Here is a 22,239-nt window from a genome sequence, read left to right as displayed (position 1 = left end):
GTTGCTCGACCGCTCAGCGCGCGGTCTCTCCTCCGTCGACGGTCAGCACGGCTCCGGTGAGAAATGTGCTGTGGGGGTCGCACAGTGGTCCCATCGCGGCGACGACGTCGTCGACCGTCCCGAACCGGCGCGCGGGCACGGCCCTCGTCACACGGGCGCTCTGTTCGGGGTCGGCGCGGATGCTCGCGTTGAGGTCTGTCGCGATGAACCCGGGGGCGATGGCGTTGACCTGGACGCCGTGGCGCGCCCACTCGACCGCCATGCTACGGGTGAACGAGACGACGGCCGCCTTCGACGCGCAGTAGGCGGCGTGCCCGCTCACCCCCTTGAAGGCGTAGTTCGAGGCGACGTTCACGACCCTGCCGGAGCCCTGGGCGGTGAGGAGGACCCCCGCGGCGCGTGTCACCCGCACCGTGCCGAGGACGTTCGTTTTCCACACCGCGTCCCACGGCTCGTCACCGGCGTCCAGGAGAGAACCCGAGGCGAGCACCCCCGCGCAGTTGACCAGGAGATCCAGTCCGCCGAGGCCGTCCACCGCCTCCGTGACGAAGCGCTCAATGGAGTCGTGATCGGAGACGTCGACGACGTGTGGGTGGGCGTTGCCCCCCTCGGCGGCGATCTCGTCGGCCACCGCGCTCAGTGCCGCGGAGTCCCGGCCGCCGATCGCGACCGTCGCGCCGGCCGCGGCCAGCGCTCGCGCGATCGCCCGGCCTATCCCCCTGCTGGCGCCCGTGACGACGGCTCTTCGTCCGGCCAGATCCGGGAAACCCGACATGCTGTTGCTCCTCATCGCGCGGGGGCGTCTTTACCGCCCTCTCTCAGGAACGAGTCGACCACGTCCGCGAAGCGGTGCCGAGTAAGCATAATGTCGAACATTCACCACATAGGCAAGTAGTATCCGTTAGGAGCTACGACATACTGCCGCCCTGGGAAGCCAGTAGACTTCTGCTTCGGCGGTTGACTGATGTAGGACACTTGTCAACCCCCCGGAAACGAGAGGCCCACATTGGAGACCTTTGGTGAGCCCCGTGCTCTCGGGCAGGCGGTCGTGCGCCCGCGCCAGCAGGTGGAGGACCGCATCCGTCGGGCGATCCTCGACGGCGAGCTCAAGCGCGGCGAGCGTCTCCCCTCCGAGACCGAGCTCGCACGTCAGTTCGAGGTGAGCAGGACGACGGTGCGCGAGGCGCTGCGCTCGCTGTCGACACAGAACTTCATCGAGAAGGTCCCCGGGGCGGGAGGCGGCAGCTTCGTCCGGGCCGTGGACCACGAGGCACTCAGCGAGATGCTCTCGGAGTCCATGAAGAACCTGCTCAGCCTCGGCAGCATCGGGGCCGACGAGGTGCAGTCGGTGCGCGAATACCTTGAGGTCCCCGCGGTCCGGCTCGCCGCCGGCCACCGCAGCGCGGAAGACCTCGCCCAGATGCACAGGATCATCGAGCGCCAGAAGTCGGTCCGCGTGACGGACCCGTCCGTACCCCAGCTCGACGTCGACTTCCATTCCGCGGTCGCCCGCGCGTCCGGCAACCGGGTGCTGGGCTCCTTCGTCCAGGCCCTGCACGAGCAGACGATGCCCGTACGGTTCCTCGACCTCTCCGAGCAGGTCGGCGCCGAGACCGTGCTCCAGCACCTGCAGATCGTGAAGGCGATCGAGGCGGGCGACGAGGACGCGGCCCAGAACGCCATGGTGACGCACCTTCGCTACCTGCAGGCTCACCGCGTGGCCGCGGCGGAGCACGGCTGACCCGGCGCCTCCGGCTCCGGCCCGTACGAGCGCCTCTCACCCCCGTGCGACCCTGACTCCGGGCCCGCACGGGGCGTCTCCTTGACCGGGCGCCCCTGACTCCGGCCCGCCCGAGCATCTCCGACCCGCCGCCTCCGATCCCTGGTCCCGTGCGGCGATTCGGCACACCCCGACTCCAGCCCGCGCGGCCGAAAACGCGTCGATTTCTCCCCCCTTGCCGCATTCCGAACTGTCCGACAATAATCGGCTAGTCCTTAAATAGCCGATACAGGGAGTACGCGATGGGTTTCGAGGGGCAGGTAGTGGTCGTGACCGGTGCGGCGGGAGGTCTGGGACGCTCGATCGCGGGCGAGTTCCTCGAAGCCGGCGCGAGTGTGGTGCTCACGGATCGGGACGCCGACCGCCTGGAAGAGGTCGCCCTGCGGCTCGACCTGCCCGACCGCGTCATGGCCCACGCCGGGGATCTGACCGACGAGCAGGACGTCGTCGGTCTCGCGGAGGCGACGGCCCGCAGGTTCGGGACCTGTCACGTGCTGGTGAACAACGCCGGCATCCTGGGCGCTCCCGGGCCGTTGGCGTCGCTCTCCACGGCGGCGTGGAACGAGACGATCGCGGTGAATCTGACGGCCGCGATGCTCTGCACTCGCGAGCTGGGCCGCCTCATGATCGACAACGGCCGCGGCGCCGTCGTGAACATCGCCTCGGTGGGCGCGCACTCGCCGAACACCTCCCCCACCTACGGCGTCTCCAAGGCGGGCCTGGTCGCACTGACGCGACACACCGCCGTGGAGTGGGGCCCGCTGGGAGTGCGGGCGAACGCGGTGAGCCCCGGGTTCGTGCGCACGGAGATGTCGGCGGCCCACTACGCCGACCCCGATCTGCTCGCGTTGCGCACCCAGCTCACCCCGGTGCGCCGCATCGGCGGCGCGTCCGACATCGCGAGCGTGGTCGCCTACCTGGCGAGCGACGCCGCCGCGTTCGTCAACGGCCAGGAACTGGTGGTCGACGGGGGGTTCCTGTCCGCCCCGCTGATGCATGTGCAGCGTCACGCGGATCAGTACGGCGGCCATTCGGCCCCCCAGCCCGCGCTCTTCGCGGATCGCCTGCGCTCCACGGAGACTCGGCGATAGCGCGACAGCACCATCACACCATGATCGAACGTTACGAATCCATCACATCTCGTAACGAACATCAACCGGAAACCGTGCGGTAAAGTCCCATGACCTGGGGCTTTCACGCAGAGCCTCCGACCGGACACCCAGAGCACCCCCGGATCGACGACCGGGCAGGGCGAGGCGCCACCGCACACCCCCCGCACAATGCGGCCACCCCCTCACGCAGGGGGCAGGAGACCGCGATTCACCGCCGGAAAACCCGGCCGGCCCCCTCACCACAGCCGAAGCGAGCCGGTGAGCACGACAAATAAGACTGTTGCCTTCATCACGGCCCACCGGTATCGTCCGTCCATCAGGTCGAATGTCGAACATTAGGAATCCGGTATGACACAAGACGCTGTCGCCGCCACCAACAAGGGCGCCCCCCAAGCCAGCAAGAACTCCATCCGCAAAGTCACCACCGCCTCCATGGTCGGCACCGTGATCGAGTGGTTCGACTTCAATCTTTTCGGCGCCATGGCCGCGCTGGTTCTCGGGCCGCTCTTCTTCCCCTCGGACAACCCGCTCACCAGCACGCTGCTCTCCCTGGCGACGTTCGGCGTCGCGTTCGTCGCGCGGCCCTTCGGCGGCATCGTGTTCGGCCACTTCGGCGACAAGTACGGCCGCAAGAAGATGCTGGTCCTCGCGCTGCTCATGATGGGTATCGGCACGTTCGCCATCGGCCTGCTCCCCACCTACGCCTCGATCGGGATCGCGGCCCCGATCCTCCTTGTCACGCTCCGCCTGATCCAGGGTCTGGCGCTGGGCGGCGAGTACGGCGGTGCGGTGCTGATGGTGGTCGAGCACGAAGGGGCGGCCAAGCGTCGCGGCTTCTTCGGAGCCTGGATGGGCAGCGCCTCACCGATCGGATACATCCTCGCCGCGGGACTGATCGCCCTGACCTCGGCGTTCATGCCGGAGGACGCCTTCAACTCGTGGGGCTGGCGTATCCCGTTCCTGCTGAGCGCCATCATGGTCATCGTCGGCCTGTACATCCGCCTGTCCCTGGAGGAGTCGCAGGCGTTCAAGGAGGTCGTCGAGCAGTCGAAGACCACGGAGGTCGTCAAGATCCCCCTCATGGAGATGTTCAAGCGCTACCCGCGCAGCGTCCTCTCCTCCATCGGCGCCTCGCTCGGCATCCACGCCGGCTACTACCTGTCCATCATCTTCGCCCTGTCGTACGCCCGTAACGAGGTGGGCTTCAGTGCGACGGCCGGCCTGGTGATGGTCCTGATCGCGTCCGTCTTCTACTTCAGCGCGATCATGATTTCCGGCCACATCTCGGACAAGGTCGGCCGCAAGCCTCCGATGCTCATCGGCGTCATCGGCTTCGCCGTCTGGGTGTTCGCGCTGTTCCCCCTCATCGCCACCGGCAACCCCCTGTTCGCGGGCATCGGCTTCTCGGTCGGCCTGATCTTCCTCGGGTTGCTCTACGGCCCGATGAGCACCTGGCTCGCCGAACTGTTCGGAACGCAGGTCCGCTACACCGGCATCTCGTTCGGCTACACCATCGCGGCCGTCATCGGTGGAGGCATCACGCCGGCGCTCGCCGTCGCGCTGATGGACAGCTACGACAGCACGATCCCGATCTCGTTGTTCGCCGCGGGCATCTCGATCATCGCGTTCCTCACGATCCTGTTCACGCGTCGTGGGCTGTCCCACGAGGAGGAGGACCTGAGCAATGTCTGAGATCGGCACCGCGAAGCCGGGAGTGTTCCTGGTACGCGCCGAGGTTCGTGACGACCTGCGTGACGACTTCGACCACTGGTACGAGACCGACCACCTCCCACTGGTGATCAGAACGCTCGGGGCCAGGTCGGGGCGACGCTGCTGGAGCGTGACCAGTCCCGGGGTCCACTTCGCCGAGTACGAGTTCGACGACCTCGACGCCCTGGTACGGATGGTCGGGTCCCCGACGCTCCAGCCGCTGCTCGACGACTTCGACGCCCGATGGCCGGAAGGGGTCGTGCGCACGCGGGAGATCCTCGAACCGGCGGGCGCGAAGCGGTGAATCACCCCGGATGAACGCCTCCGGCTGCCCGTCAGCCGAGGAAGGCGGACCGAATCGGAGGCCCGGGGCGGCGAAGACCGCCCCGGGCCTCCGCTTTCCCGCGCCCGGCCGGATCCGGCGCACGGAGAATCCGGAAACGGCGAGATCCCGTCCGATCACTTGATCGGACGGGATCTCGCAGGGCTTTTCAGTGTTGCCGTCACCCGCATCGATCCGCGACGCGGTGTCCCGACGGCTTCGAGCGGCGGTTCGTCATCCGCCGGAGCGGCCCGGTGATCGCCGCGGGACCGGTTGGCCCGGTACGGTTCCGTCAGCGGCACCGACAGCCACTTCGCGCGAGTCAGGGGATGCGGATGGTCCTACCCCCCGGCCGTCCCGCGAGGACAGGCTGTGAACCGAGGTCGAAACACAGGAAGAACGGTAACTTGCTTCGAATTCAAAGCGACACCCTCATGAGTGTGACGATCGTCACACTGCTTCGAATTCGCGACATGTAGCGTGAGGGCATGAACGACAGCCAGCCGGAAGCCGGTACGGGAACCGAGGACGTCCAGCCGCTCGATCCCGCCCAGCTGGGCGCCTACTTCGTGCTCACGGAGGCTGTCAGCCTGCTTCAGCACCAGGTCGAGCAGCAGCTACGCGCCGAAGGCGGCATCAGCTACGTTCAGTTCCAGGTGCTGGCCCGCCTCGCCCATCACGACGGCCCGCTGACCATGACCGAGCTCGCCGACGGCGTCGTCTACAGCCGCAGTGGCCTGACCTACCAGGCCGGGCTGCTGGAGAAGGCCGGTCTCATCACCCGCGGCCCCAGCCCCGACGACGAACGCGCCACCCTGGTCACCATCACCGGCGACGGCCGGGCTCTCGTCGAACGCGTCCTGCCCGGCCACATCCAGATCGTCCGCCGGCTCTTCGACCCGCTGGCGAACGACGACCTGCACCACCTCGGTGACATCATGAACCGCGTCCGAGACCACCTGCGCACCCAGCCGCCCCGCTCCGCCGCCTCACGCAGGGGCCGCACGCCTCCCTCGGCCACCGCCGCGCCATAACCCCCCGGCCAGGCGGCGTTCCCGTCGCAGGCGTGCGTTCTCTCCACAGGCGACGTTCTCTCCGCAGACGGCGACGCGGGCGACGGGCCCGGCTCCCCCGAAGCCACGGGTCACCCCTCGGCCTGGACACCCGGCCGGACGTACGCGGCGAAGAACCGCAGGACGGCATCCGCGATCTCGCCGGGCTTCTTCTCCGGCGCGAAGTGGTCGAGCGTACCGAACGTCGCGGTCTCGGAGCGCGGAATCGTCTCGGCCAACCGGGCGAGGGCGACGCTCTGCCGAGCGGTGTCACGCCCCTTGCCTCGCATGATCAGAGCGGTCGCGGAGATCTCACGATAGTCGGCCAACCGGCCGTCGAGCCGCCCCACCTCGGTGTGCTCGTTGATCGCCTGGGGCATGAGCGCGAGTTTCTGCCGCTTCTCCGCGCGGGGGATCGCGTACCGCAGGATGATCCGGAAAAGCCGGCGTGGAAGGTGTCCGGTCTGATCGGGGTTGGCCCCGTGAGCGAAGGTGACGAACGCCTCGAAGTTCGCGCCTTTGGAGATCTCATCGCGTGCTCGCTCGATCCAGTCGACCGGGACCGACCCGTCGACCGACACCCCGGGCTCGTAGACGGCGACCGCGTCGAACGCCGAGGTCTCACACGCGGCTCGCAGGGCCACCAGTCCGCCGAAGCTGTGCCCGAAGATCAGCCGCGCACCGGTTCGTGCGCGTACCGCCTCGACGTCCTCGCACTCCCGCGCGATGCCGTACCGATCGCCCTGCGGGCCGCTGCCGCCACGGCCACGCCGCTGCACGATGTGCACGGTGTGCCGGGCCGCCAGGAGTCCGGCGAAGGCGGCGAGGTCGGACGCCACCGCGAGCGCTCCGGGGACCACGATGACATCGGGCCCGCACCCCACGCTGAGGTATTCGACGGGCGTGCCGTCCGCCGATGTCACCGACCGAGTGTCCAGACCAGACATGGTGTTCTCCGTTTCTCTCGTCGCCCGGACCCACCCCCGAGCGGTGCTTACAATGTACGCAGTGACGAAGGAGCCCCACCACCTCGCACCGCTGCGAGCTAGTGCACTTCGCATGTCATCGCAGAAAAGCGGGGTAGTGCGGGGGTCCGTCGGCTCACGACCGCACTAGTGCACTGGAGAGTCATGACAGACCGACCGCTCTATCTGCGCATCGCCGACGAGATCGCCGGCGACATCCGGAGCGGGCGACTGGCGGAAGGCCGGCCGGTGCCGTCCACCCGGCAGATCGTCCGGGACCGCGGGGTCGCGATGGCCACCGCCACCAAGGTCCTCGGCGCCCTGCGCGAGGCGGGCCTGGTCGAGGCGGTCCCGGGCCGCGGGACCGTCGTCCGGCGGCGAGACGAGCCTGCGACCGGGAGGACCGGCCCGTCCACCGGCGAGCGGACACGGCGCCCCGGGCTGACCCAGCGCGAGATCGTCGAGGCCGCCGTACGGATCGCCGACACCGACGGGCTGCCGCTCGTCACGATGCGACGGGTGGCCGTCGCCCTGGACGTCTCCACGATGGCGCTCTACCGCCACGTCCCGAACAGGAACGACCTGACGCTGCGAATGGCCGACAGCGTGTTCGCCGGCGCCAGGTTGCCCGAGATCCCGATGACGGCCTGGCGACGACGCCTCGAAGCGGCCGCGCACCTGTTCTGGACCGTCTTCGGCCGTCACCCGTGGGCCGCCGAGGTGTTCTCGCTGAGCCGCCCGCAACTCATGCCCAACGTGCTGCCGATCGCCGAGTGGTCGCTCAGCACACTGCGCGCGATGGGGTTCGGCGCGCACGACATGCTGTGCACGCACATCAACCTGTTCGGGCACGTACGCGGCATGGCGCTCGTCCGTCTCGCGGAGGCGCAGGCGGAAGAGGACACCGGGATGTCGGCGGACGACTGGATGAACTTCCAGGACGGCCCGCGCCGGTGGGCCTCCACCGGCAATCCCGGACTCGGCTACGCCGCGCGGGAACCGTTCGACTTCAACCTGGACGCGGTCTTCGAGTACGGGCTGCAACGCCTGCTCGACGGCATCGACGCCCGCCGCCGCGAGCTCGGGCGGGCGACCTGACGCGCGGTCCGGGACGGTGGAGAACGTTCGGTGATGAAACGCGGGTGAAGCGCCGGGATGTTCAGTGATGCAGCGCGGGTGAAGCGCTGGGATGACAGGCGCAGCCGGCCACCCGTGCCGCGGCCGGGACGGCCTCCCGAGCGGCCGTGATCACATCGTCCAGCATGCGCTGCCGCTGTGCGCGATCGATCAACCGGCCTCGAACGAACACCGCGCCGATGCGCGTCGTGTTGCGGACGTCGCGCAGCGGGTCGGCGTCCAGCAACACCAGGTCCGCCACCTTTCCGCGCTCGACGGTCCCGTGGTCACGCAGCCCGAGCTGCCTCGCCGGTTCCAGGGTCGCCGCCCGCAGGATGCTCATGCCGCTGAGCCCTGCCTGGGACAGCAGCTCCAGCTCGTCGTGCAAGCCGAAGCCGGGCATCACATACGAGGTGCCGGTATCGGTGCCCGCCAGCAGCGGCACCCCGGCGCGATCGAGTTCGGCGACCAGCCGCAGCCGGCGTTCGAAAAGCTCCCTGCGTGACGCGGCCTGCTCCGCTGGACGGTCTTTCAGATACACCTCCCGCATGGTCATCTCCCACAACTGCCGTATCTGAGCGGGGAAATAGCGGTGACGCGGGTCATCGGTGCGCACACTCGACGGTGTGTCGACGACCCGGTGGTTGGTCAGCGTCGGCGTCAACCGGGTCTGGTTGCGCGCCAGGCGGTCGAAGACGCGGGCGGCCTTGCGCCGATCGTAGCTGCGCGCGGCGGCGTACTCCACGGGGTGCATTCGGTTGTACCAGCCGGCATATTCTCCCGGGCCGATCGGCACCGCGGTGATCGCCCGACGTAGCTTTCGCTCCTGGTCAGAGGTGTTGTACCAGACCGCCGACAGATGTTCGATCGTCCGCAGCCCGGCATCGCTCGCCTCGGTGAAGCGGACGAAATCCGGCACATGGCCGAGGATGGGAATCCGCTGTCTGCGCGCCTCGTCGGCCAGGGCGAGAAAGGACGCCCGGCTGAGCCGCGTGTAGGTCTTGATGAAGTCGGCGCCCGCCGCCTTCTCCCGCCGTACCGCGGCACGGGCCTGCTCCGGACCGGCCACGCTGACGAAGGGCGGCCCGATCCCCTCCCACAGCGACGGCGCACCGTCGATCATGCGGCTGCCGATCACGTACCGGGGACCCAGACGGGTACCGGCCTCCGCCTCACGCCGCCAGGCACTGATCGCCGGGTTCGCGCTCATCTCCCGCACGGTGGTGACCCCGTTGGCGAGGTAGAGCGGCGGATAAGTGCGCTCCAGTTCCGTGGAGTGCACGTGCATGTCCACGAGCCCGGGGATGAGGAATTTGCCTGTGCCGTCCACCACGGTCGCCCCCGCGGGAACGGGCACCGACCGGACCGGGCCCACCGCGACGATGCGCTCGCCCCGCACCAGCACCGTCATGTCACGAGCCGCCGGTCGTCCCGTCGTGTCGATGACCGTCACCCGCACGACGGCGGTGACCTTACCCTCCGCACCCCCGACCGCCCTGGTGCTCGCCTGCGCGGCCCGGCCGCCCCCTACCAGCGCCCCGACCGCGGTCGCAGCCGCCCCAGCGATCACACTTCGCCGGGAAACATCCTTCTTCATCGTGCGACTCCTTGCCCCCGTTGGTTTTCACCAGCTTTCTGGAGTCGCGCCGTGTTCACGATGAAGGAGACAGGTCATCACAGGTAAGGCGGGCCCTACCGTGCCCGCTCCGCGGCCTGCCGTAGCGACCGGAATCCCGGTGTACCCCCGGCCGGTTCCCCGTCCGACGGGCGACCATCCACCTCCACCGCGCCGTACCCCACCCGACCGGCGGGCGAAGGCCCTGGACGCCGACGGTGACAAGAACGCCACAGCCTTGGATGCCGCGCGACTGGAAGCGTGCTCACCGGATGGGACGCTTCCGGTACGTGACCCGCTTGTCCCCCTCGCCGGGGAACGCCATGATCAGCAGACGCTGGCCGTTCTCGTGCACACCCTTCCAATCGAACCAGTCGTAGTGCACGCGGATCCGGTAGTGTCCCGCACGGCCGTTGAGCGACAGGTCGGGAAACTCGGTGCCGCTCATATCGTCCCTGAGCACGATCTCTCCGGTGGGGCTTTCGTAACCGACCTCGACGACGTGGTCCCAGCCCTTCGTCTCCACCGGTGGGCGGTGGGTGTAGGTCTCCAGCGTGACGCAGAGGTCGAAGTCGGGGTGCGTGAAGATCATCAGGTGACCGGGGGTCGAGGCCACCAGGCCGGTGCCCTGAGCCCCTTCCAGCAGGCCGTCGTCGTGCGGGTCCCCGCCGTCCTCGGTCGGCTCGTACGTCTCCACGACCCCGTAGTTCGTCCACTGCGGTTCCTTCATGCGGACCACCTTGGCCGGTTCGATGAGCGGGCGGTGGCGAGGAGTCGCGTCGCACATGCGCTGCGCGTCGTCCTCCCACTCCTGCTCCTCCCGCCTCTGTTCGGCGGCCGCGGCCTTGGCCACGGTGCCCGCGCTGGGGCAGATCTCCGCGAGCGGGTAGGTCAGGTCATCGCGCTCCAACCCCTCCGTCGTCTGAAGGCGGGCGACCTCCTGGGGATCGTTGCGGGTGTAGATACCGCACAGCCAGCGGGCGTAGCCGAGGATCACGGCGTCGGGCGCGGTGGCGGCTAACTTCACCAAATTTCCCTGCCGGAAGGAGCACACGAATCGCTGATCCCGGGTGAGGTCGGGTTCCTCGGGCTCGCCCGTCCACGTCTCGCGTGGCCCGCAGTCCTCGGCCGCGGTGACCAGGCCACGGGCCTGGTCCGCGGCGGGCACGAAACCGAGCACGACCAGTGTGGCGAGCACGGCCGGCAGCACGCGACGGCGTACGCGCGGGGCGGGCGCGGCCGGGTACAGAAGCACCAGGAGCAGGGCGGAGCCGAGCAAGGCCACGCTGTACCACAGCGGTGAGATGCCGAAGAAGATCTCACCGTCCTTCCCCGGGGTGAACATCTCCTCCGGGTAGATCTGTGCGCCTTCGTAGAAGAAGTCGCCGGACTCCCCTGACCTCGGCGTCGCCGTGAGCGCGCTGACGAGGCCCACGGCCGCGGCGACGGTCAACGCCCGCGTCGTGAATCGCACGAGAGGGCGGGTCCTGCGCAGGACGGCGACCAGGATCAGCAGTGCGGGACCGCCGACACCGACGAAGACGTCCAGGGCGAGCCATGTCAGAGCATGCCCGTTGCCTCCGTACCTGCGGACGAACTCCTCGATCGCGCCCCTGGGGCCGATCCAGTGGTACATGCCGTACGCGAGGTTGACGGCGGCGGGGATCAGCGGGAGCGCGACCGCCGCGGCGGCCAGCGGCCACCACCTGGCCGCCGACCGCGCAGGCGCCTGCCGGGGAACCGACCCCGGAAGAGGGTTCGCCAACTCATGAGCGGTCCTGGCGTTCCACACCAGCCCGAAGACGCCGGCGGCGCCGAGGAGCGTATAGACCGTGAGGATGTCGAGGGACCCGTTGTCGCCGAAGGAGACGACCCCGTTGGGCTGGAGGATGAACGCCATCTGCGCGATGACGCCTATCCGGACGGTCGCCGCGCTCCACCGAGGATCCCTGGCCTGGGCGATCAGAATCGACACGAACCATGCCAGCCAGACGTATCCGTACCCTCTGGCAAGGGCGAGGATCTGCGCGACGAAGCTCATATCGAAGACGCCCGCGATCTCCTGGCCGATGCCGCTCACGCAGGCGATGCTCCCGACGACGAGTGAGAACAGCCGAAGCCCGCGGGAGACAATGTCACGGAGCACCAGGAAGAACAGCCAGGCGACGGCCAACTGCACGAAACCGGAGACGATCCCCGTCACCGACCAGAGCCAGTAAATCTCCAGTGCGAAGACCAGCGGGGTACTGACGATGCTGAGCAGGCCACAGCCGACGCCGAGGTACAGGGCGAGTCGCAGCAGGCCGACCTTCCTGCCCCGGTGTGTCAGCTCACCGCGGGCACGCCCGCGCAGCACCTGCCACAGAGCCCACGCCTGGAGCGCCCCGATGAGGATCAGGACGAGCGCCAGCCCCCACGGAACAATGACCGTCTCTCTGTCGGGGCCGAAGAACCAGCCCATGTCGGACTCTCGGGTGACGACTCTCCAAAGGAGATCACCGCGGTCGGTGGTGAGCGCGAAGGCGCCCAGTACGGCGACCGAGACGAGGTAACCCAGCGCGATCAGGGCGGCGATTCTGCCGAAACGGTAGCGACGCATGGCCATCTCTTGGGGACGGAGCGGTCAAAGCGCCCAACCATAGCGAGTCACCAGGAAGTTGATCAAGGCATCGCGAATTTCGATGCTTTTCCGATCGCCTTCCGGATATTGCGCAACAGGCGGGAGTAGTGGGCCGTTTTGTCGTCGGTGGAAAGAGAGAAGCCGTCCAGGAAAGGGTTGTCGATGACGGGCACGCCTTGTCCGCGCATTCTCTGTCGCGCGGGTCGCGGCCAGCCCCGTACGGCCAGGCCGTATTCTTCGGCCGACGCGACCGTCAGGTCGAGAATGTCGTCTCGCCCCCCTCGGCCAGGCAGCGGAAGTCCAGATGCGTCGGCGTGATCTTCGCGCTGTACAGTTCCGCTTCATGCGTACCCCCCATATCGCCCTGTCGGCCGGGGTTCTGGTCGGCCTGTTGCTTACCGGCACCGCCCACGCCGACGCCGGTATCGGCGCACCGGTTCCCACCGGCACCAAGGCATTGACCCATAATCCGCTGTATCGCAGCGGCAAACTGACGCTGCCCTGTGCGCGGCACCCCGAAGACTCCGGCAGTGTCGCCGCCGCGAAAAAACACCTGACGGCGATACTGGGCTGCTTGAACGCCTCATGGTCCAAGCAGTTGAAGAAGACAGGCATGCCGTTCAAGAAACCGACGATTCAGTTCATGACCAAGCCCGGCCGCGCATGCGGATCGGCATGGGGCAGGTACCACACCGGCCGCTACTGCACCAGCCGACAGCGGCTGGTCATCATGATCAGCGACTATGCCGTCAAAGCACCTGCCGACCCGGTGATGCTGCATCTGATGGCACACGAGTACGCCCACCACGTACAGAACCTCACCGGCATATTGAACGCCCACGCCCACCTGCCGGCCCGCACCAAGGCGCAGGCGCTGACGCAGAGCCGCCGCCTGGAGCTGCAGGCCGACTGCCTGGGAGCGGCGTTCATGGCCGGTGTCTGGTCATCGCAGAACTACCGGGACGAGGACTGGAAGGAGGTCGTGGACCACTACCGGGACAGCGGCGATGAGAAGGTCAACAAGGAACGCAGTCACGGCACGGGCAAGAACCGGGCCGCCTGGCTGCAGCGGGGCTTCGCAGGCGCCTCCCCGGCCGCGTGCAACACCTGGACCGCACCGGCGTCCCGCGTCGCCTGACACGGAGGAGAATGCGCCCTCGCGGCGCGCGCCCCAGCGGTGAGCGGCTCAGCTTGAGCTGTGGCGACCGAAGACGATGCAGAACGGGTGACCGACGGGATCAGTGAAGGCCCGAAAGCCCGACTCGTGTTCACTCGGGACACGGGTGGCGCCCAGGGCGAGTAATTCCCGCTCGGCCTGATCGGGGTCGGTCACCCGGATGTCGAGGTGCATCTGCTGGGGATGCGCGGGGTCGGGCCAGCGCGGTGGAATCCACGGGACGGCCCGCTGGAAGGCCACCTGCCGAAGGCCCGGTTCCGCGCCGATGACCACCCAGCCGCCGATGTCCTCGTTGATCCTCATCCCCAGCACCCGGCAGTAGAACTCCGCGAGAGCGCGCGGATCGGGGCAGTCGATCACGGTCTTTTCGAGGCGTCCGATCATACCGACAGCATGCCAGTGTGCCGGCGACGACCGCTCGCTCTCATCGGCATGGGCGGGTGTCGAACCCACACGCCGAACAGCGCACGTCACGGCGTCGATGGCCGCGCATGTAAATAAACTTTGACATGATGTCTGCGGCGTTTTACATTGGCTGATGTCAGCTTTGTTTTACATCCCCATCGCCCGGCCGATCCGGGTCGGACTCGATGACGTCTTCCGGTTCCCCACCACCGAAGGAGACCCCCTATGAGGGCGATCGTCCAGGACGAGTACGGCCCGCCGCACACGCTGAGTCTCGGCGAGGTCCCGACCCCGACGCCCGGCGCCGACGACGTGCTGATCCGGGTGCACGCGGCCGGCGTCGACTACGGCGTGTGGCACATCATGACCGGGTTGCCGCTCGTCGCCCGCCCCGGCTTCGGCCTGCGCCGGCCCCGCAACCGGGTGCCGGGCATGGACGTGGCCGGCGTCGTGGAGTCCGTCGGCGCGAACGTGACCGCGTTTCGCCCCGGCGACGAGGTGTACGGCGAGGCGACCGGCGCGTACGCGCAGTTCGCGCTCGCCCGCCCGGCCAAGCTCGCCCGCAAACCCGCTAACCTGAGCTTCACCGAGGCGGCGGCCGTACCCACCTCGGGGGTGACCGCGTTACGGGCCCTCGGCCAGGTCACCGTCGGCGAGAAGGTGCTGGTCATCGGCGCGGGCGGCGGAGTGGGCAGCTTCGCGACGCAACTCGCGACCGCCGTCGGCGCCCACGTCACCGCCGTGTGCAGCACGGCCAAGGCCGATCTCGTCCGGTCGCTGGGCGCCCGGGCCGTCATCGACTACACGCGCGAGCCGCTCACCGGAACGTACGACCTGGTCGTCGACATCGCGGGCATCCGGCCGCTGCCCCTGCTGCGCGGGCTGCTCACCGAGCGCGGCCGGCTCGTCGTCGTCGGCGGCGAGGGCGGCGGCCGGTGGTTCGGCGGGCTCGGCCGGATGCTGACCGTCCGGCTGATCACACCGTTCACGCGCCAACGCCTGGACGCGCTGATCGCGCTGACCCGCACCGCCGACCTGGACACGCTGCGCGACCTCATCGAGGCCGGGACCGTGCGACCGGCCGTCGGGCGTACGTACCCCCTGGCGGAGACCTCCACCGCGGTGAGCGACCTGGCGACGGGCAACGCGCCGGGAAAGCTCGTCATCACGATCGACTGACCCCGCGACGCCCGAATCGATCCTCCACAGCGAGACCTGAGGCCGTCGAGGACCGTGCCGCCGTCGACGGCTCGCCCGCACCCCCGGAGCGAGGTCGCCGCGTACCGCGACCGACCGCGACGTCGAGAGAGCCCGGTCGATCAGGCCGGGATCTGCTCGCGGCTCACGCGGGCGATCACGTCCAGCAGCGCGGTCACGGCGGGGAGGCGGAAAGGCGGCGCCAGGGAGGCCGCGTACAACCGGCGGGAAGGGAGCGAAGGCGCGGTCGGCCTCCTCACCACCCCCGGGTGTACGGCGCCCCGCACCAGCGTGGGCACAAGCATGATGCCGGATCCGCCCGCGACCAGGGCCTGCCTGCCGTTCCAGTCCTCGCAGAAGAACCCGATCCGAGGGGGTCTGCCCAGGGCTTCGGCGAGCTGGGGAATCGGGCCGAGGCAGTCGGGGTAACCGCCTTCGATCCACACCTCGTCGCACAGGTCGGACAGCGACACCCGGCGAAGCCCTGCCAGCCGATGGTCGGCGGGCAGGGCGACCTGGAACTCCTCGTCCAGCAACGGGAGCAGATCGACCCCGGTGAAGTCGGCGGGCTCAAGGAGTTCGGCCGACGGGTCGTGCTTGGCCGCCGACGGATCCGCGTACAGGCTCCAGGCGGTGACCAGGGCGAGGTCGACGCGAGCCTCTTTGATCGCGGCCATCGGCCCCGCGGCGTCCTCCCGCACCAGACTCAGCCGCACTCCGGGGTGGGATCGGCTGAAACGCCTGATGACCTCCGGCATCAACCAGGTGTTCGCGCTGGAGAACGCCGACAGGCGCAGATGCCCGGTCTCGGCGCTGGTGAAGGCGCCCACCCGCATCTCCAGGGCCCGTAGACGCGCCAGCACGTCCCGCGCCTGATCGACGACTATCTCACCGGCCGCCGTCGCCTTGACACCGCGCGCGGTGCGCCGGAAGAGCGGCACACCGAGCCTGCGCTCCAGACCGCCGATCTGCCGTGACACGGCCGGCTGCGTCATCGACAGGGCTTCGGCCGCCGCCGAGAAGGAACCGCGTTCCTCCACCTCGACCATCACCTGCAACGTCCAGGGGTCAAGCATGGGCAAATCCTCCTCTCCGATCGTCCTGCCATACAGGCCGTGCATGTCTCCCATAGGAGATCCGCAGTGGTGCGCATATCACTCCTGGATGATCCTGGGAATCGCGGGGGCGCCCGATGACCGTCGACCACAGCATCCCGAACGAACGACCCACCGGAAAAGGAGATTCATGTCCCTCTCGAACGCCGCGCAGGCGAATTCATGGAACGGGCCCGAAGGAGCCCACTGGGCCGCGAGCACGGACCGCATCACGGGCCGCAACACCGCCCTGCACCGGCTGTTGTTCGAGGCCGCGGCGATAGGGGAAACGGATCGGGTCCTGGACGTCGGATGCGGGGCGGGCGAGACGACCATCCTGGCGGCCCGTCAAGCGTCCCGCGGGTACGCCGTGGGTCTCGACCTCTCCCGGCCGATGCTGGAACGGGCCCGGGCCGACCAGGCCCGAGCCGAACTCGTCAACCTCAGGTTCGAGGAAGGGGACGCCCAGGTACACCCCCTGGGCGACGGTGAGTTCGACGTGGCCGTCAGCCGGTTCGGAATCATGTTCTTCGCCGACCCGGTGGCCGCCTTCGCCAACATCGGCCGCGCACTGAAACCCACCGGCCGTCTCGTCTTCGTGTGCCCGCGGCACATGGCCCGATGCGAGTGGTACACCATTCCGATCTCCGCTCTGGCCGGGCCTCCCGCGTCGTCCCCTCCGGCCGGGCCTTCCACGCCGTCCCCGAACGCGTACGAACCCGGAATGTTCTCGCTCGCCGACCGGGAGAGGATCGAGAGCGTACTCGGCGCGGCCGGATTCCGGGCGGTCACCGCGACCTCCGCCGACGTCCCGCTGTTCTTCGGCCGGGACGCCGCGAGCGCCGCCGACTTCTTCCTCGGCACCGGCCCGGTCCGTGCGATCCTCGACGACCCCGACGACGCGGTCATGACGCCCGACGCCGCCAGAACCGCTCTGGAGGACGCGCTGCGACCGCACGCGGGTCCCGAAGGCGTCCACCTGGGCGGAGAACTCTGGCTGGTCACCGCCGAACGGTGACCGTTCCGAGCTCGCGCCGGACCGGGTCTGATTCCTCGACCTCGATGCCGGTGGCCCCGCTGACCCGGCTCCACGCCGGGATTCCGCCTGCTCTCCGGTAGTGAGCGGTCTGTGGCCGAGGTCGTGGGCGTGTACGGGACTGTACGGATAGTTCAGGCACCCCTTTTCGACGACCCGTACGGCTCGTGAGTGTGAGCTCACCGCCGTCGGCACAGGGTCTGGCGGCACCACGGAAAGGAACCCGATGTCCAAGCTCTTCGGGACCCGGAGGATCACGCCCACCTTGACGGCCCTCGCCGTCGCGCTCGCCCTGACAGGGACGGCCGGCGCCGTCGCCAGTTCCCAGGGCGGCACCGAGACCAGCGTCCAGTTCTTCACCGGGGAGAGCACCCCGTGGACCGTCCAGACGGTCGCCACATGGTCGAACATCCCGACCGCCGTGACGAGCGTCACGGTGCCCGCGGGCACCACCCGGTTCGTTGACGCCCGCTTCACCGCCGAGTCCATCTGCGTCGGCGATCCTGCCGGCTGGTGCTCGGTGCGGATCGTGGCCGTCAACTCCACGGGGACGACGGTGGAGCTCAACCCTGTCACGAGCACCGACTACAGGTTCGACACACCCGGCGGAGCCGAGGAGGCGCACTCCCTGGAGCGGTTCTCCCCGCCGCTGGGTCCCGGCACCTACACCGTGCGGGCGCAGGCGCTGCGGATGACCGGCATCAGCCAGTTCACCCTGGACGACCTCTCCTTCGCCGTGGGCCTGGTCAACCCCTGACCTTCCCTCGCCGTCGGGTCGGAGGACCGCCGGAGGCGGCGCCCGGCCCGACGGCTCCGTGGTGGGGTCGGCGTCCCACGCCCGGCGACTCCACGCGGGGCTTGACGGCTCCGTGCTCGGCCTCGTACCCGGCTCCGCCCATGGCCAGGCGATCCCGCGCGAGGTCCGGGGCAGGCGTGTGGCCCGGCCGAGGGTCAGCGGCACGGTGGCCGGTGGTCGAGGTCCGGTAGGTACCGCCTCCACTCCGCCTCGGCGATGGGCGCGCCGGCGAGCGAGCAGACCCACCGGGAGACCCTGCCGGTGTCGGTGTCCCAGAGGCGGGCTGTGGTGTCGTTGCCGCCGGTGGCGAGGGTGTGTCCGTCAGAGCCGAACGCGACGGCCGACACGCCGTCGGTGTGGGCGGTCAGCGTCGCGGTCCAGGCGGCCTGCCGAGGTCGTGTGGTGTCCCACAGCCGCACGGTGTGGTCGGTGCTCGCGGTGGCGAGGGTCCGCCCGTCAGGACCGAACGCGACCGCGTTGACACGGCTGGTGTGACCGTTCAGCGTGGCCAGGGCGGCGGGGCGGCGTGGGTCGCGCAGGTCCCACAGGCGGATGGTGTGGTCGTCGCCGGCGGTGGCGAGGGTCCTCCCATCCGGGCCGAACGCGACCGCGTTGACGCTGTTGGAATGGGCTCCGATCGTCGCGAGCGGGGTCGGCCGTCGCGGGTCACGCATGTCCCACAGGCGGGTGGTGCGGTCGTCGCCGACGGTGGCGAGGACCTGCCCGTCGGGGCCGAACGCAGCCGCGTTGACCACGTCGGTGTGCCCGCGCAGGGTGGCGGCGCGCCGTGGCCGACGGACGTCGGTGACGTCCCACACCCCGACGTCCGAGTCCTCACCGACGGTGGCGAGGGTCGCGCCGTCCGGGCTGAACGCCAGGCCGTACAGATCGCCGGCCTTCAGGTTCAGGGCGGACAGCAACGCCGGTCGGCCGGGCCGGGTCACGTCCCACAGGCGCAGGGTGTCGTCGAGACCGACGGTGGCCAGCACGGACGCCCCCGGCTGGAACGCCACCCCGGTCACCCCGTCGGCGTGGCCGGTCAGGGTCGCAGAAAGCCGGGGGCGGTGCGGGTCCGCGACGTCCCACAGGTAGGCGGTGAGGTGGCTGCCGGTGGCCAGAAGGCGCCGGTCGGGTGTGAACGCCACCGCGTTGACCTGGCCGTAGTGTCCGGTCAGGATCGGCTGCCGCAGGTTCCACAGCCGTACGCTGGTGTCCGCCCCGCCGCTGACGACGGTGCCGCCGCGCGGGTCGACGGCCACCGTGTAGACGACGCCCGCGTGACCTGCCAGCGTCACCGGCGCGCTGGCCCGCCGCGGGTCGCGGACGTCCCAGATCCGCACGCTCAGGTCGTAGCCGCCGCTGACGAGGGTGTGCCCTTCGCGGTCGAAAGCCAGCGCGACAACGCCGCCGCCGTGCCCGGTCAGCGTGGACAGCGGGCGTGCCGCTCCCGGGTCGCGCAGGTCCCACAGTCGGATGGTGTTGTCGAAACCGCCGGTGGCCAGCACCCGGCCGTCGGGACCGAACACCGCGGAGAGCACCCGGTCGGTGTGTCCGCGCAGGTCGGGCAGGCGCCGTGGGCGGGCGGGGTCGGTGACCTCCCACAACCGGACCGGGGTGTCGAAGCCCGTGGCGGCGAGGATCCGGCCGTTCGGGCTGAACGCCACGTCGGACGCGCCTTTCTGAAAACCTCGCAGGACGGCGGCCGGTACGGGTCTGCGGGGGTCGGAGACGTCCCACAGCCGGACGGTACGGTCGTAGCTCGCCGTGGCGAGGACCCGCCCGTCCCCGCTGAACGCCGCACCGATCACCCCCTCGGTGTGGCCGGTGAGCGTCGCCAGCGTCGCCGGACGCCGAGGGTCGGAGACGTCCCACAACCGGGCGGTACGGTCATCGCCGGCGGTCGCCAGGAGGCTCCCGTCCGGGCCGAACACCGCCGAGGTGACGCCGGCGCCGTGGCCGGTGAGCGTGGCCAGGGGTGCGGGGCGCCGCACGTCGCCGGTCCACCACAGCCGGATCGTCCGGTCGATGCCGGCGGTGGCCAGGAGGCTCCCGTCCGGGCTGAACCGGGCGGCGTAGACCGCGCTGGTGTGCGCGGTCAGCCGGGTGGCGTACGGGGCGGCGTAGGTGCTCAGCAACGCACCGCGCGACTCCGGGATGGGCGCCAGACGGTACGCGGCCAGACTCAGCTGCGCCGAGAGCGCCGGGTCGGCCGGGCGCAGCGCGGTGGCCTCGTTGGCGACCTTCCCGGCCAGGGCGGTGTCGCGCTGCGTCCGCAGGGTCTGCTCGCTGCGGACCGCGACGACGACGGCGGCGGTCGTGAGCAGCAACAGCACGGTCAGGACCGCGACGAGCCGCCGCAGGCGGCGGGCACGACGCTGGGCGGCTCGCTGCTCGGCGACCTCACGCGCGGCGGAGGCCTCCAGGAACTCGCGGGCCACCGGGCCGGGGGCGGCGTGCGGACCGACGGTCCGCGCCCACTCCCGTGCCACCGCGAGCCGGACGCCTCGGTACAGCGCGCCCGCGTCGCGGTGCTCGCGATCCCAGGCCACGGCCGCCTCGTTGAGTCGGCGTCCGGTGAGCAGGCCGGCCCGGTCGACCTCCAGCCAGCCGCGCAGCAGCGGCCACGCGGTGAGCAGCGCCTCATGGCTGATACCGACCGTCTTGGCGTCGCGGGTGAGCAGCCGCTGCTCGACGAAGCGCCCGATGACGTCGGTCGACTCCCCGGCCGGGTCGCCGCACTCGGCGAGCAGGTCGGCGGTGGACACCCGGCGCCGGGTGTCCACCGCCCCGGGGGAGACGTGCACCAGGCTGAGGAACAGTCGCCGGGCTCGATGGCGCCCAGCCTCGTCGAGGGCGTCGTAGACCGCGTCGGCGCTGGTCGCCACCGCGCGGTCGATTCCTCCGACGGCACGGTAGTCGGCGATCGTCAACCGCCGGTCCCGGCTGTGCTGCCAGGTGGCGTACAGCGCGTGAGACAGCAGCGGAAGCGCGCCTGCCGCGTGCTCGGGGGCGTCTCCGTCGTCTCCGCCTCGCGGGACGACCTCCCCGATCAACAGCTCGACCAGGCCTTCCTCGACCTCGACCCCCGCCCTGCGTGCGGGCTCGACGATCGCGCGGCGCAGCTCGGTCGCGCTCATCGGCCCCACGGTGAGCTGGTCGGCCCGCACCGCCGCGACCAGTTCGGGGTAACGCAGCGCCGGGGCGTAGAAGTCCGCGCGCAGCCCGATGACGACGCGCGCCGCACTCTGTCCGGCCACCGCGCACAGCGCGGTCACGAACGCGCGCCGCTCCGCGTCGTCGGCGCACGCGGTGAACAGCTCCTCGAACTGGTCCACGACGAGTAGTAGGCGGGACCGCTCCCCTGCTGTGGCGTACTCGCCGGCACGCGCGGGATCGGCGCGCAACCGGGCGGCCACGTCATCCGTGGGCAGGCCGGCCGCGGCGGCCAACCGACCGGCGAGCTCGTCACACGGGCGCGCGCCCGGGGTGAACAGCGCCACCGACCAGTCAGGACCGAGAAGCCCGTCGTGACGCACCGCGTGGACCAGTCCGGCGCGCAGCAGCGACGACTTGCCCGATCCGGAGACCCCGACGACGACCTGTACGCCCACGGCGCCCTCGATGTCCCCGTCCCGGGCGGCCAGGCGATCGACCAGTTCGCGGGTGAGCGCCTCACGCCCGAAGAACCACTCCGCGTGCTCGGCCTCGAAACCGGCCAGGCCCCGGTACGGCTCCGGGTCCCGCGGCCGGCGGCCGGGTGTGCGCCTCACCCGCTGCCAGGCCGACAGCCACCGCGCGACCAGCCCCGGATCATCGACCCCGCAGACCGCCAGGACCCGTATCAGCAGTTCGCGCGACGAGGTGGAGGGCAGTCCCCGTCCGGCGAACCAGTCACCGATCGTGCTGTGGTTGCGGAAGGTGTCGGATCCGGCCGCGACCTGGCGAACCGTCAGCCCGGCCCGCAGCCGCAGCAGTGTCAGCTCGCGAGCGAAATCATCGCGTACCCTGATCCGTTCCGGATTCGGTGTCTCCCCTTCCGTCTCCCCTTCCGGCGAACGTGGCACGGGCACGGTGGCGTCCTTTCTCGGTCTCACCCGGATGCCCCGACGACATGTCACACGGAAACGCGCCCTCAATGTAAGCACCGCTCGATGTTCACGCAATCGCCTTGGACGCGATCGGACGCCCCGGACCGATGAGCTGTTCGAGCCGAAGGAAAGCGGCCATGGCGAATCGACACCG

Annotated in this window: 18 protein-coding genes; 10 read left to right on the top strand and 8 right to left on the bottom strand. The window is 69.9% G+C overall.

The features are described from left to right. Nucleotides 1–13 precede the first annotated feature (13 nt). The gene (locus tag ACFY3V_RS33405) at nt 14–775 is read right to left on the bottom strand and encodes an SDR family NAD(P)-dependent oxidoreductase (protein ID WP_389779080.1); all 762 of its coding nucleotides are present in this window, start codon (nt 773–775) and stop codon (nt 14–16) included. 231 nt (nt 776–1,006) lie between these two features. Here ACFY3V_RS33405 and ACFY3V_RS33400 point away from each other — a divergent pair, with 231 nt between their 5' ends. From ACFY3V_RS33400 to ACFY3V_RS33380, 5 genes are all read left to right on the top strand, one after another. Then, nucleotides 1,007–1,741 carry a FadR/GntR family transcriptional regulator gene (locus ACFY3V_RS33400; protein WP_350945444.1) on the top strand — a complete coding sequence of 245 codons (735 nt, stop codon included), beginning with the start codon at nt 1,007–1,009 and terminating at the stop codon, nt 1,739–1,741. 281 nt (nt 1,742–2,022) lie between these two features. Continuing rightward, nucleotides 2,023–2,871: an SDR family NAD(P)-dependent oxidoreductase gene (locus tag ACFY3V_RS33395; protein ID WP_389779078.1), complete on the top strand. Its 849-nt coding sequence runs from the start codon at nt 2,023–2,025 to the stop codon at nt 2,869–2,871. A 369-nt stretch (nt 2,872–3,240) separates the two neighbouring features. Continuing rightward, a complete protein-coding gene (locus tag ACFY3V_RS33390; protein WP_350945446.1) occupies nt 3,241–4,584 on the top strand; it encodes an MFS transporter in 1,344 nt (447 codons plus the stop codon). Next, nucleotides 4,577–4,906 (top strand): hypothetical protein, encoded by a 330-nt coding sequence (locus ACFY3V_RS33385; RefSeq protein ID WP_389779076.1) that lies wholly within the window; start codon nt 4,577–4,579, stop codon nt 4,904–4,906. Before ACFY3V_RS33390 ends, ACFY3V_RS33385 begins: the two co-directional genes overlap by 8 nt. Before the next feature lie 506 nt (nt 4,907–5,412). Then, nucleotides 5,413–5,958, top strand: a complete 546-nt coding sequence (locus ACFY3V_RS33380; RefSeq protein WP_389779074.1) for a MarR family winged helix-turn-helix transcriptional regulator — start codon at nt 5,413–5,415, stop codon at nt 5,956–5,958. 110 nt (nt 5,959–6,068) lie between these two features. On the opposite strand, the gene ACFY3V_RS33375 is transcribed toward ACFY3V_RS33380, so the two are convergent. Beyond that, entirely contained in the window at nt 6,069–6,899 is an 831-nt protein-coding gene (locus ACFY3V_RS33375; RefSeq protein WP_389779072.1) for an alpha/beta fold hydrolase, read from the bottom strand. Nucleotides 6,900–7,106: 207 nt separating this feature from the next. On the opposite strand from ACFY3V_RS33375, the gene ACFY3V_RS33370 reads away from it, so the two are divergent. After that, nucleotides 7,107–8,039 (top strand): TetR/AcrR family transcriptional regulator C-terminal domain-containing protein, encoded by a 933-nt coding sequence (locus ACFY3V_RS33370; protein WP_389779070.1) that lies wholly within the window; start codon nt 7,107–7,109, stop codon nt 8,037–8,039. Nucleotides 8,040–8,100: 61 nt separating this feature from the next. Here the strand turns inward: ACFY3V_RS33370 and ACFY3V_RS33365 are convergent, their stop codons facing one another. The 3 genes from ACFY3V_RS33365 to ACFY3V_RS33355 form a co-directional block, all read right to left on the bottom strand. Continuing rightward, a complete protein-coding gene (locus tag ACFY3V_RS33365; protein ID WP_389779068.1) occupies nt 8,101–9,654 on the bottom strand; it encodes an amidohydrolase family protein in 1,554 nt (517 codons plus the stop codon). A 283-nt stretch (nt 9,655–9,937) separates the two neighbouring features. Continuing rightward, entirely contained in the window at nt 9,938–12,271 is a 2,334-nt protein-coding gene (locus tag ACFY3V_RS33360; protein ID WP_389779066.1) for a hypothetical protein, read from the bottom strand. A 62-nt stretch (nt 12,272–12,333) separates the two neighbouring features. After that, the gene (locus tag ACFY3V_RS33355; RefSeq protein WP_362903667.1) at nt 12,334–12,465 is read right to left on the bottom strand and encodes a hypothetical protein; all 132 of its coding nucleotides are present in this window, start codon (nt 12,463–12,465) and stop codon (nt 12,334–12,336) included. Between the two features lie 170 nt (nt 12,466–12,635). Between ACFY3V_RS33355 and ACFY3V_RS33350 the strand changes: the two genes are divergently transcribed. Beyond that, nucleotides 12,636–13,430 (top strand): neutral zinc metallopeptidase, encoded by a 795-nt coding sequence (locus ACFY3V_RS33350; protein ID WP_389779064.1) that lies wholly within the window; start codon nt 12,636–12,638, stop codon nt 13,428–13,430. Between the two features lie 48 nt (nt 13,431–13,478). Here the strand turns inward: ACFY3V_RS33350 and ACFY3V_RS33345 are convergent, their stop codons facing one another. Continuing rightward, entirely contained in the window at nt 13,479–13,853 is a 375-nt protein-coding gene (locus tag ACFY3V_RS33345) for a VOC family protein (RefSeq protein WP_362903663.1), read from the bottom strand. 246 nt (nt 13,854–14,099) lie between these two features. On the opposite strand from ACFY3V_RS33345, the gene ACFY3V_RS33340 reads away from it, so the two are divergent. Next, complete coding sequence (locus ACFY3V_RS33340; RefSeq protein WP_362903661.1) at nt 14,100–15,053, top strand: NAD(P)-dependent alcohol dehydrogenase; 954 nt, start codon at nt 14,100–14,102, stop codon at nt 15,051–15,053. Nucleotides 15,054–15,193: 140 nt separating this feature from the next. On the opposite strand, the gene ACFY3V_RS33335 is transcribed toward ACFY3V_RS33340, so the two are convergent. Then, nucleotides 15,194–16,147 carry a LysR family transcriptional regulator gene (locus ACFY3V_RS33335; RefSeq protein WP_389779061.1) on the bottom strand — a complete coding sequence of 318 codons (954 nt, stop codon included), beginning with the start codon at nt 16,145–16,147 and terminating at the stop codon, nt 15,194–15,196. A gap of 169 nt (nt 16,148–16,316) precedes the next feature. Between ACFY3V_RS33335 and ACFY3V_RS33330 the strand changes: the two genes are divergently transcribed. Both ACFY3V_RS33330 and ACFY3V_RS33325 read left to right on the top strand, forming a co-directional pair. Beyond that, a complete protein-coding gene (locus tag ACFY3V_RS33330; protein ID WP_362903657.1) occupies nt 16,317–17,183 on the top strand; it encodes a class I SAM-dependent methyltransferase in 867 nt (288 codons plus the stop codon). A gap of 244 nt (nt 17,184–17,427) precedes the next feature. Next, nucleotides 17,428–17,958: a hypothetical protein gene (locus ACFY3V_RS33325; protein ID WP_389779059.1), complete on the top strand. Its 531-nt coding sequence runs from the start codon at nt 17,428–17,430 to the stop codon at nt 17,956–17,958. A gap of 194 nt (nt 17,959–18,152) precedes the next feature. Here ACFY3V_RS33325 and ACFY3V_RS33320 read toward each other — a convergent pair whose 3' ends face one another. Further along, nucleotides 18,153–22,067, bottom strand: coding sequence for a hypothetical protein (locus tag ACFY3V_RS33320; RefSeq protein ID WP_389779057.1), 3,915 nt, complete (start codon nt 22,065–22,067; stop codon nt 18,153–18,155). Between the last annotated feature and the right edge of the window lie 172 nt (nt 22,068–22,239).

Origin of the sequence: Streptosporangium sp. NPDC000095 (assembly GCF_042899335.1) — a bacterium.
Lineage (GTDB): Bacteria > Actinomycetota > Actinomycetes > Streptosporangiales > Streptosporangiaceae > Streptosporangium.
Note: the sequence above shows the minus strand (reverse complement) of the source record. Positions and strands in the feature narration are given on the sequence as shown.

Bases quoted from the DNA above. Each gene is read 5' to 3' on its own strand.
- ACFY3V_RS33405 (WP_389779080.1), bottom strand. From the start codon at position 775: ATGTCGGGTTTCCCGGATCTGGCCGGACGAAGAGCCGTCGTCACGGGC.
- ACFY3V_RS33370 (WP_389779070.1), top strand. From the start codon at position 7,107: ATGACAGACCGACCGCTCTATCTGCGCATCGCCGACGAGATCGCCGGC.
- ACFY3V_RS33380 (WP_389779074.1), top strand. From the start codon at position 5,413: ATGAACGACAGCCAGCCGGAAGCCGGTACGGGAACCGAGGACGTCCAG.
- ACFY3V_RS33350 (WP_389779064.1), top strand. From the start codon at position 12,636: ATGCGTACCCCCCATATCGCCCTGTCGGCCGGGGTTCTGGTCGGCCTG.
- ACFY3V_RS33395 (WP_389779078.1), top strand. From the start codon at position 2,023: ATGGGTTTCGAGGGGCAGGTAGTGGTCGTGACCGGTGCGGCGGGAGGT.
- ACFY3V_RS33325 (WP_389779059.1), top strand. From the start codon at position 17,428: ATGTCCAAGCTCTTCGGGACCCGGAGGATCACGCCCACCTTGACGGCC.
- ACFY3V_RS33335 (WP_389779061.1), bottom strand. From the start codon at position 16,147: ATGCTTGACCCCTGGACGTTGCAGGTGATGGTCGAGGTGGAGGAACGC.
- ACFY3V_RS33385 (WP_389779076.1), top strand. From the start codon at position 4,577: ATGTCTGAGATCGGCACCGCGAAGCCGGGAGTGTTCCTGGTACGCGCC.
- ACFY3V_RS33390 (WP_350945446.1), top strand. From the start codon at position 3,241: ATGACACAAGACGCTGTCGCCGCCACCAACAAGGGCGCCCCCCAAGCC.
- ACFY3V_RS33345 (WP_362903663.1), bottom strand. From the start codon at position 13,853: ATGATCGGACGCCTCGAAAAGACCGTGATCGACTGCCCCGATCCGCGC.
- ACFY3V_RS33340 (WP_362903661.1), top strand. From the start codon at position 14,100: ATGAGGGCGATCGTCCAGGACGAGTACGGCCCGCCGCACACGCTGAGT.
- ACFY3V_RS33360 (WP_389779066.1), bottom strand. From the start codon at position 12,271: ATGCGTCGCTACCGTTTCGGCAGAATCGCCGCCCTGATCGCGCTGGGT.
- ACFY3V_RS33365 (WP_389779068.1), bottom strand. From the start codon at position 9,654: ATGAAGAAGGATGTTTCCCGGCGAAGTGTGATCGCTGGGGCGGCTGCG.
- ACFY3V_RS33330 (WP_362903657.1), top strand. From the start codon at position 16,317: ATGTCCCTCTCGAACGCCGCGCAGGCGAATTCATGGAACGGGCCCGAA.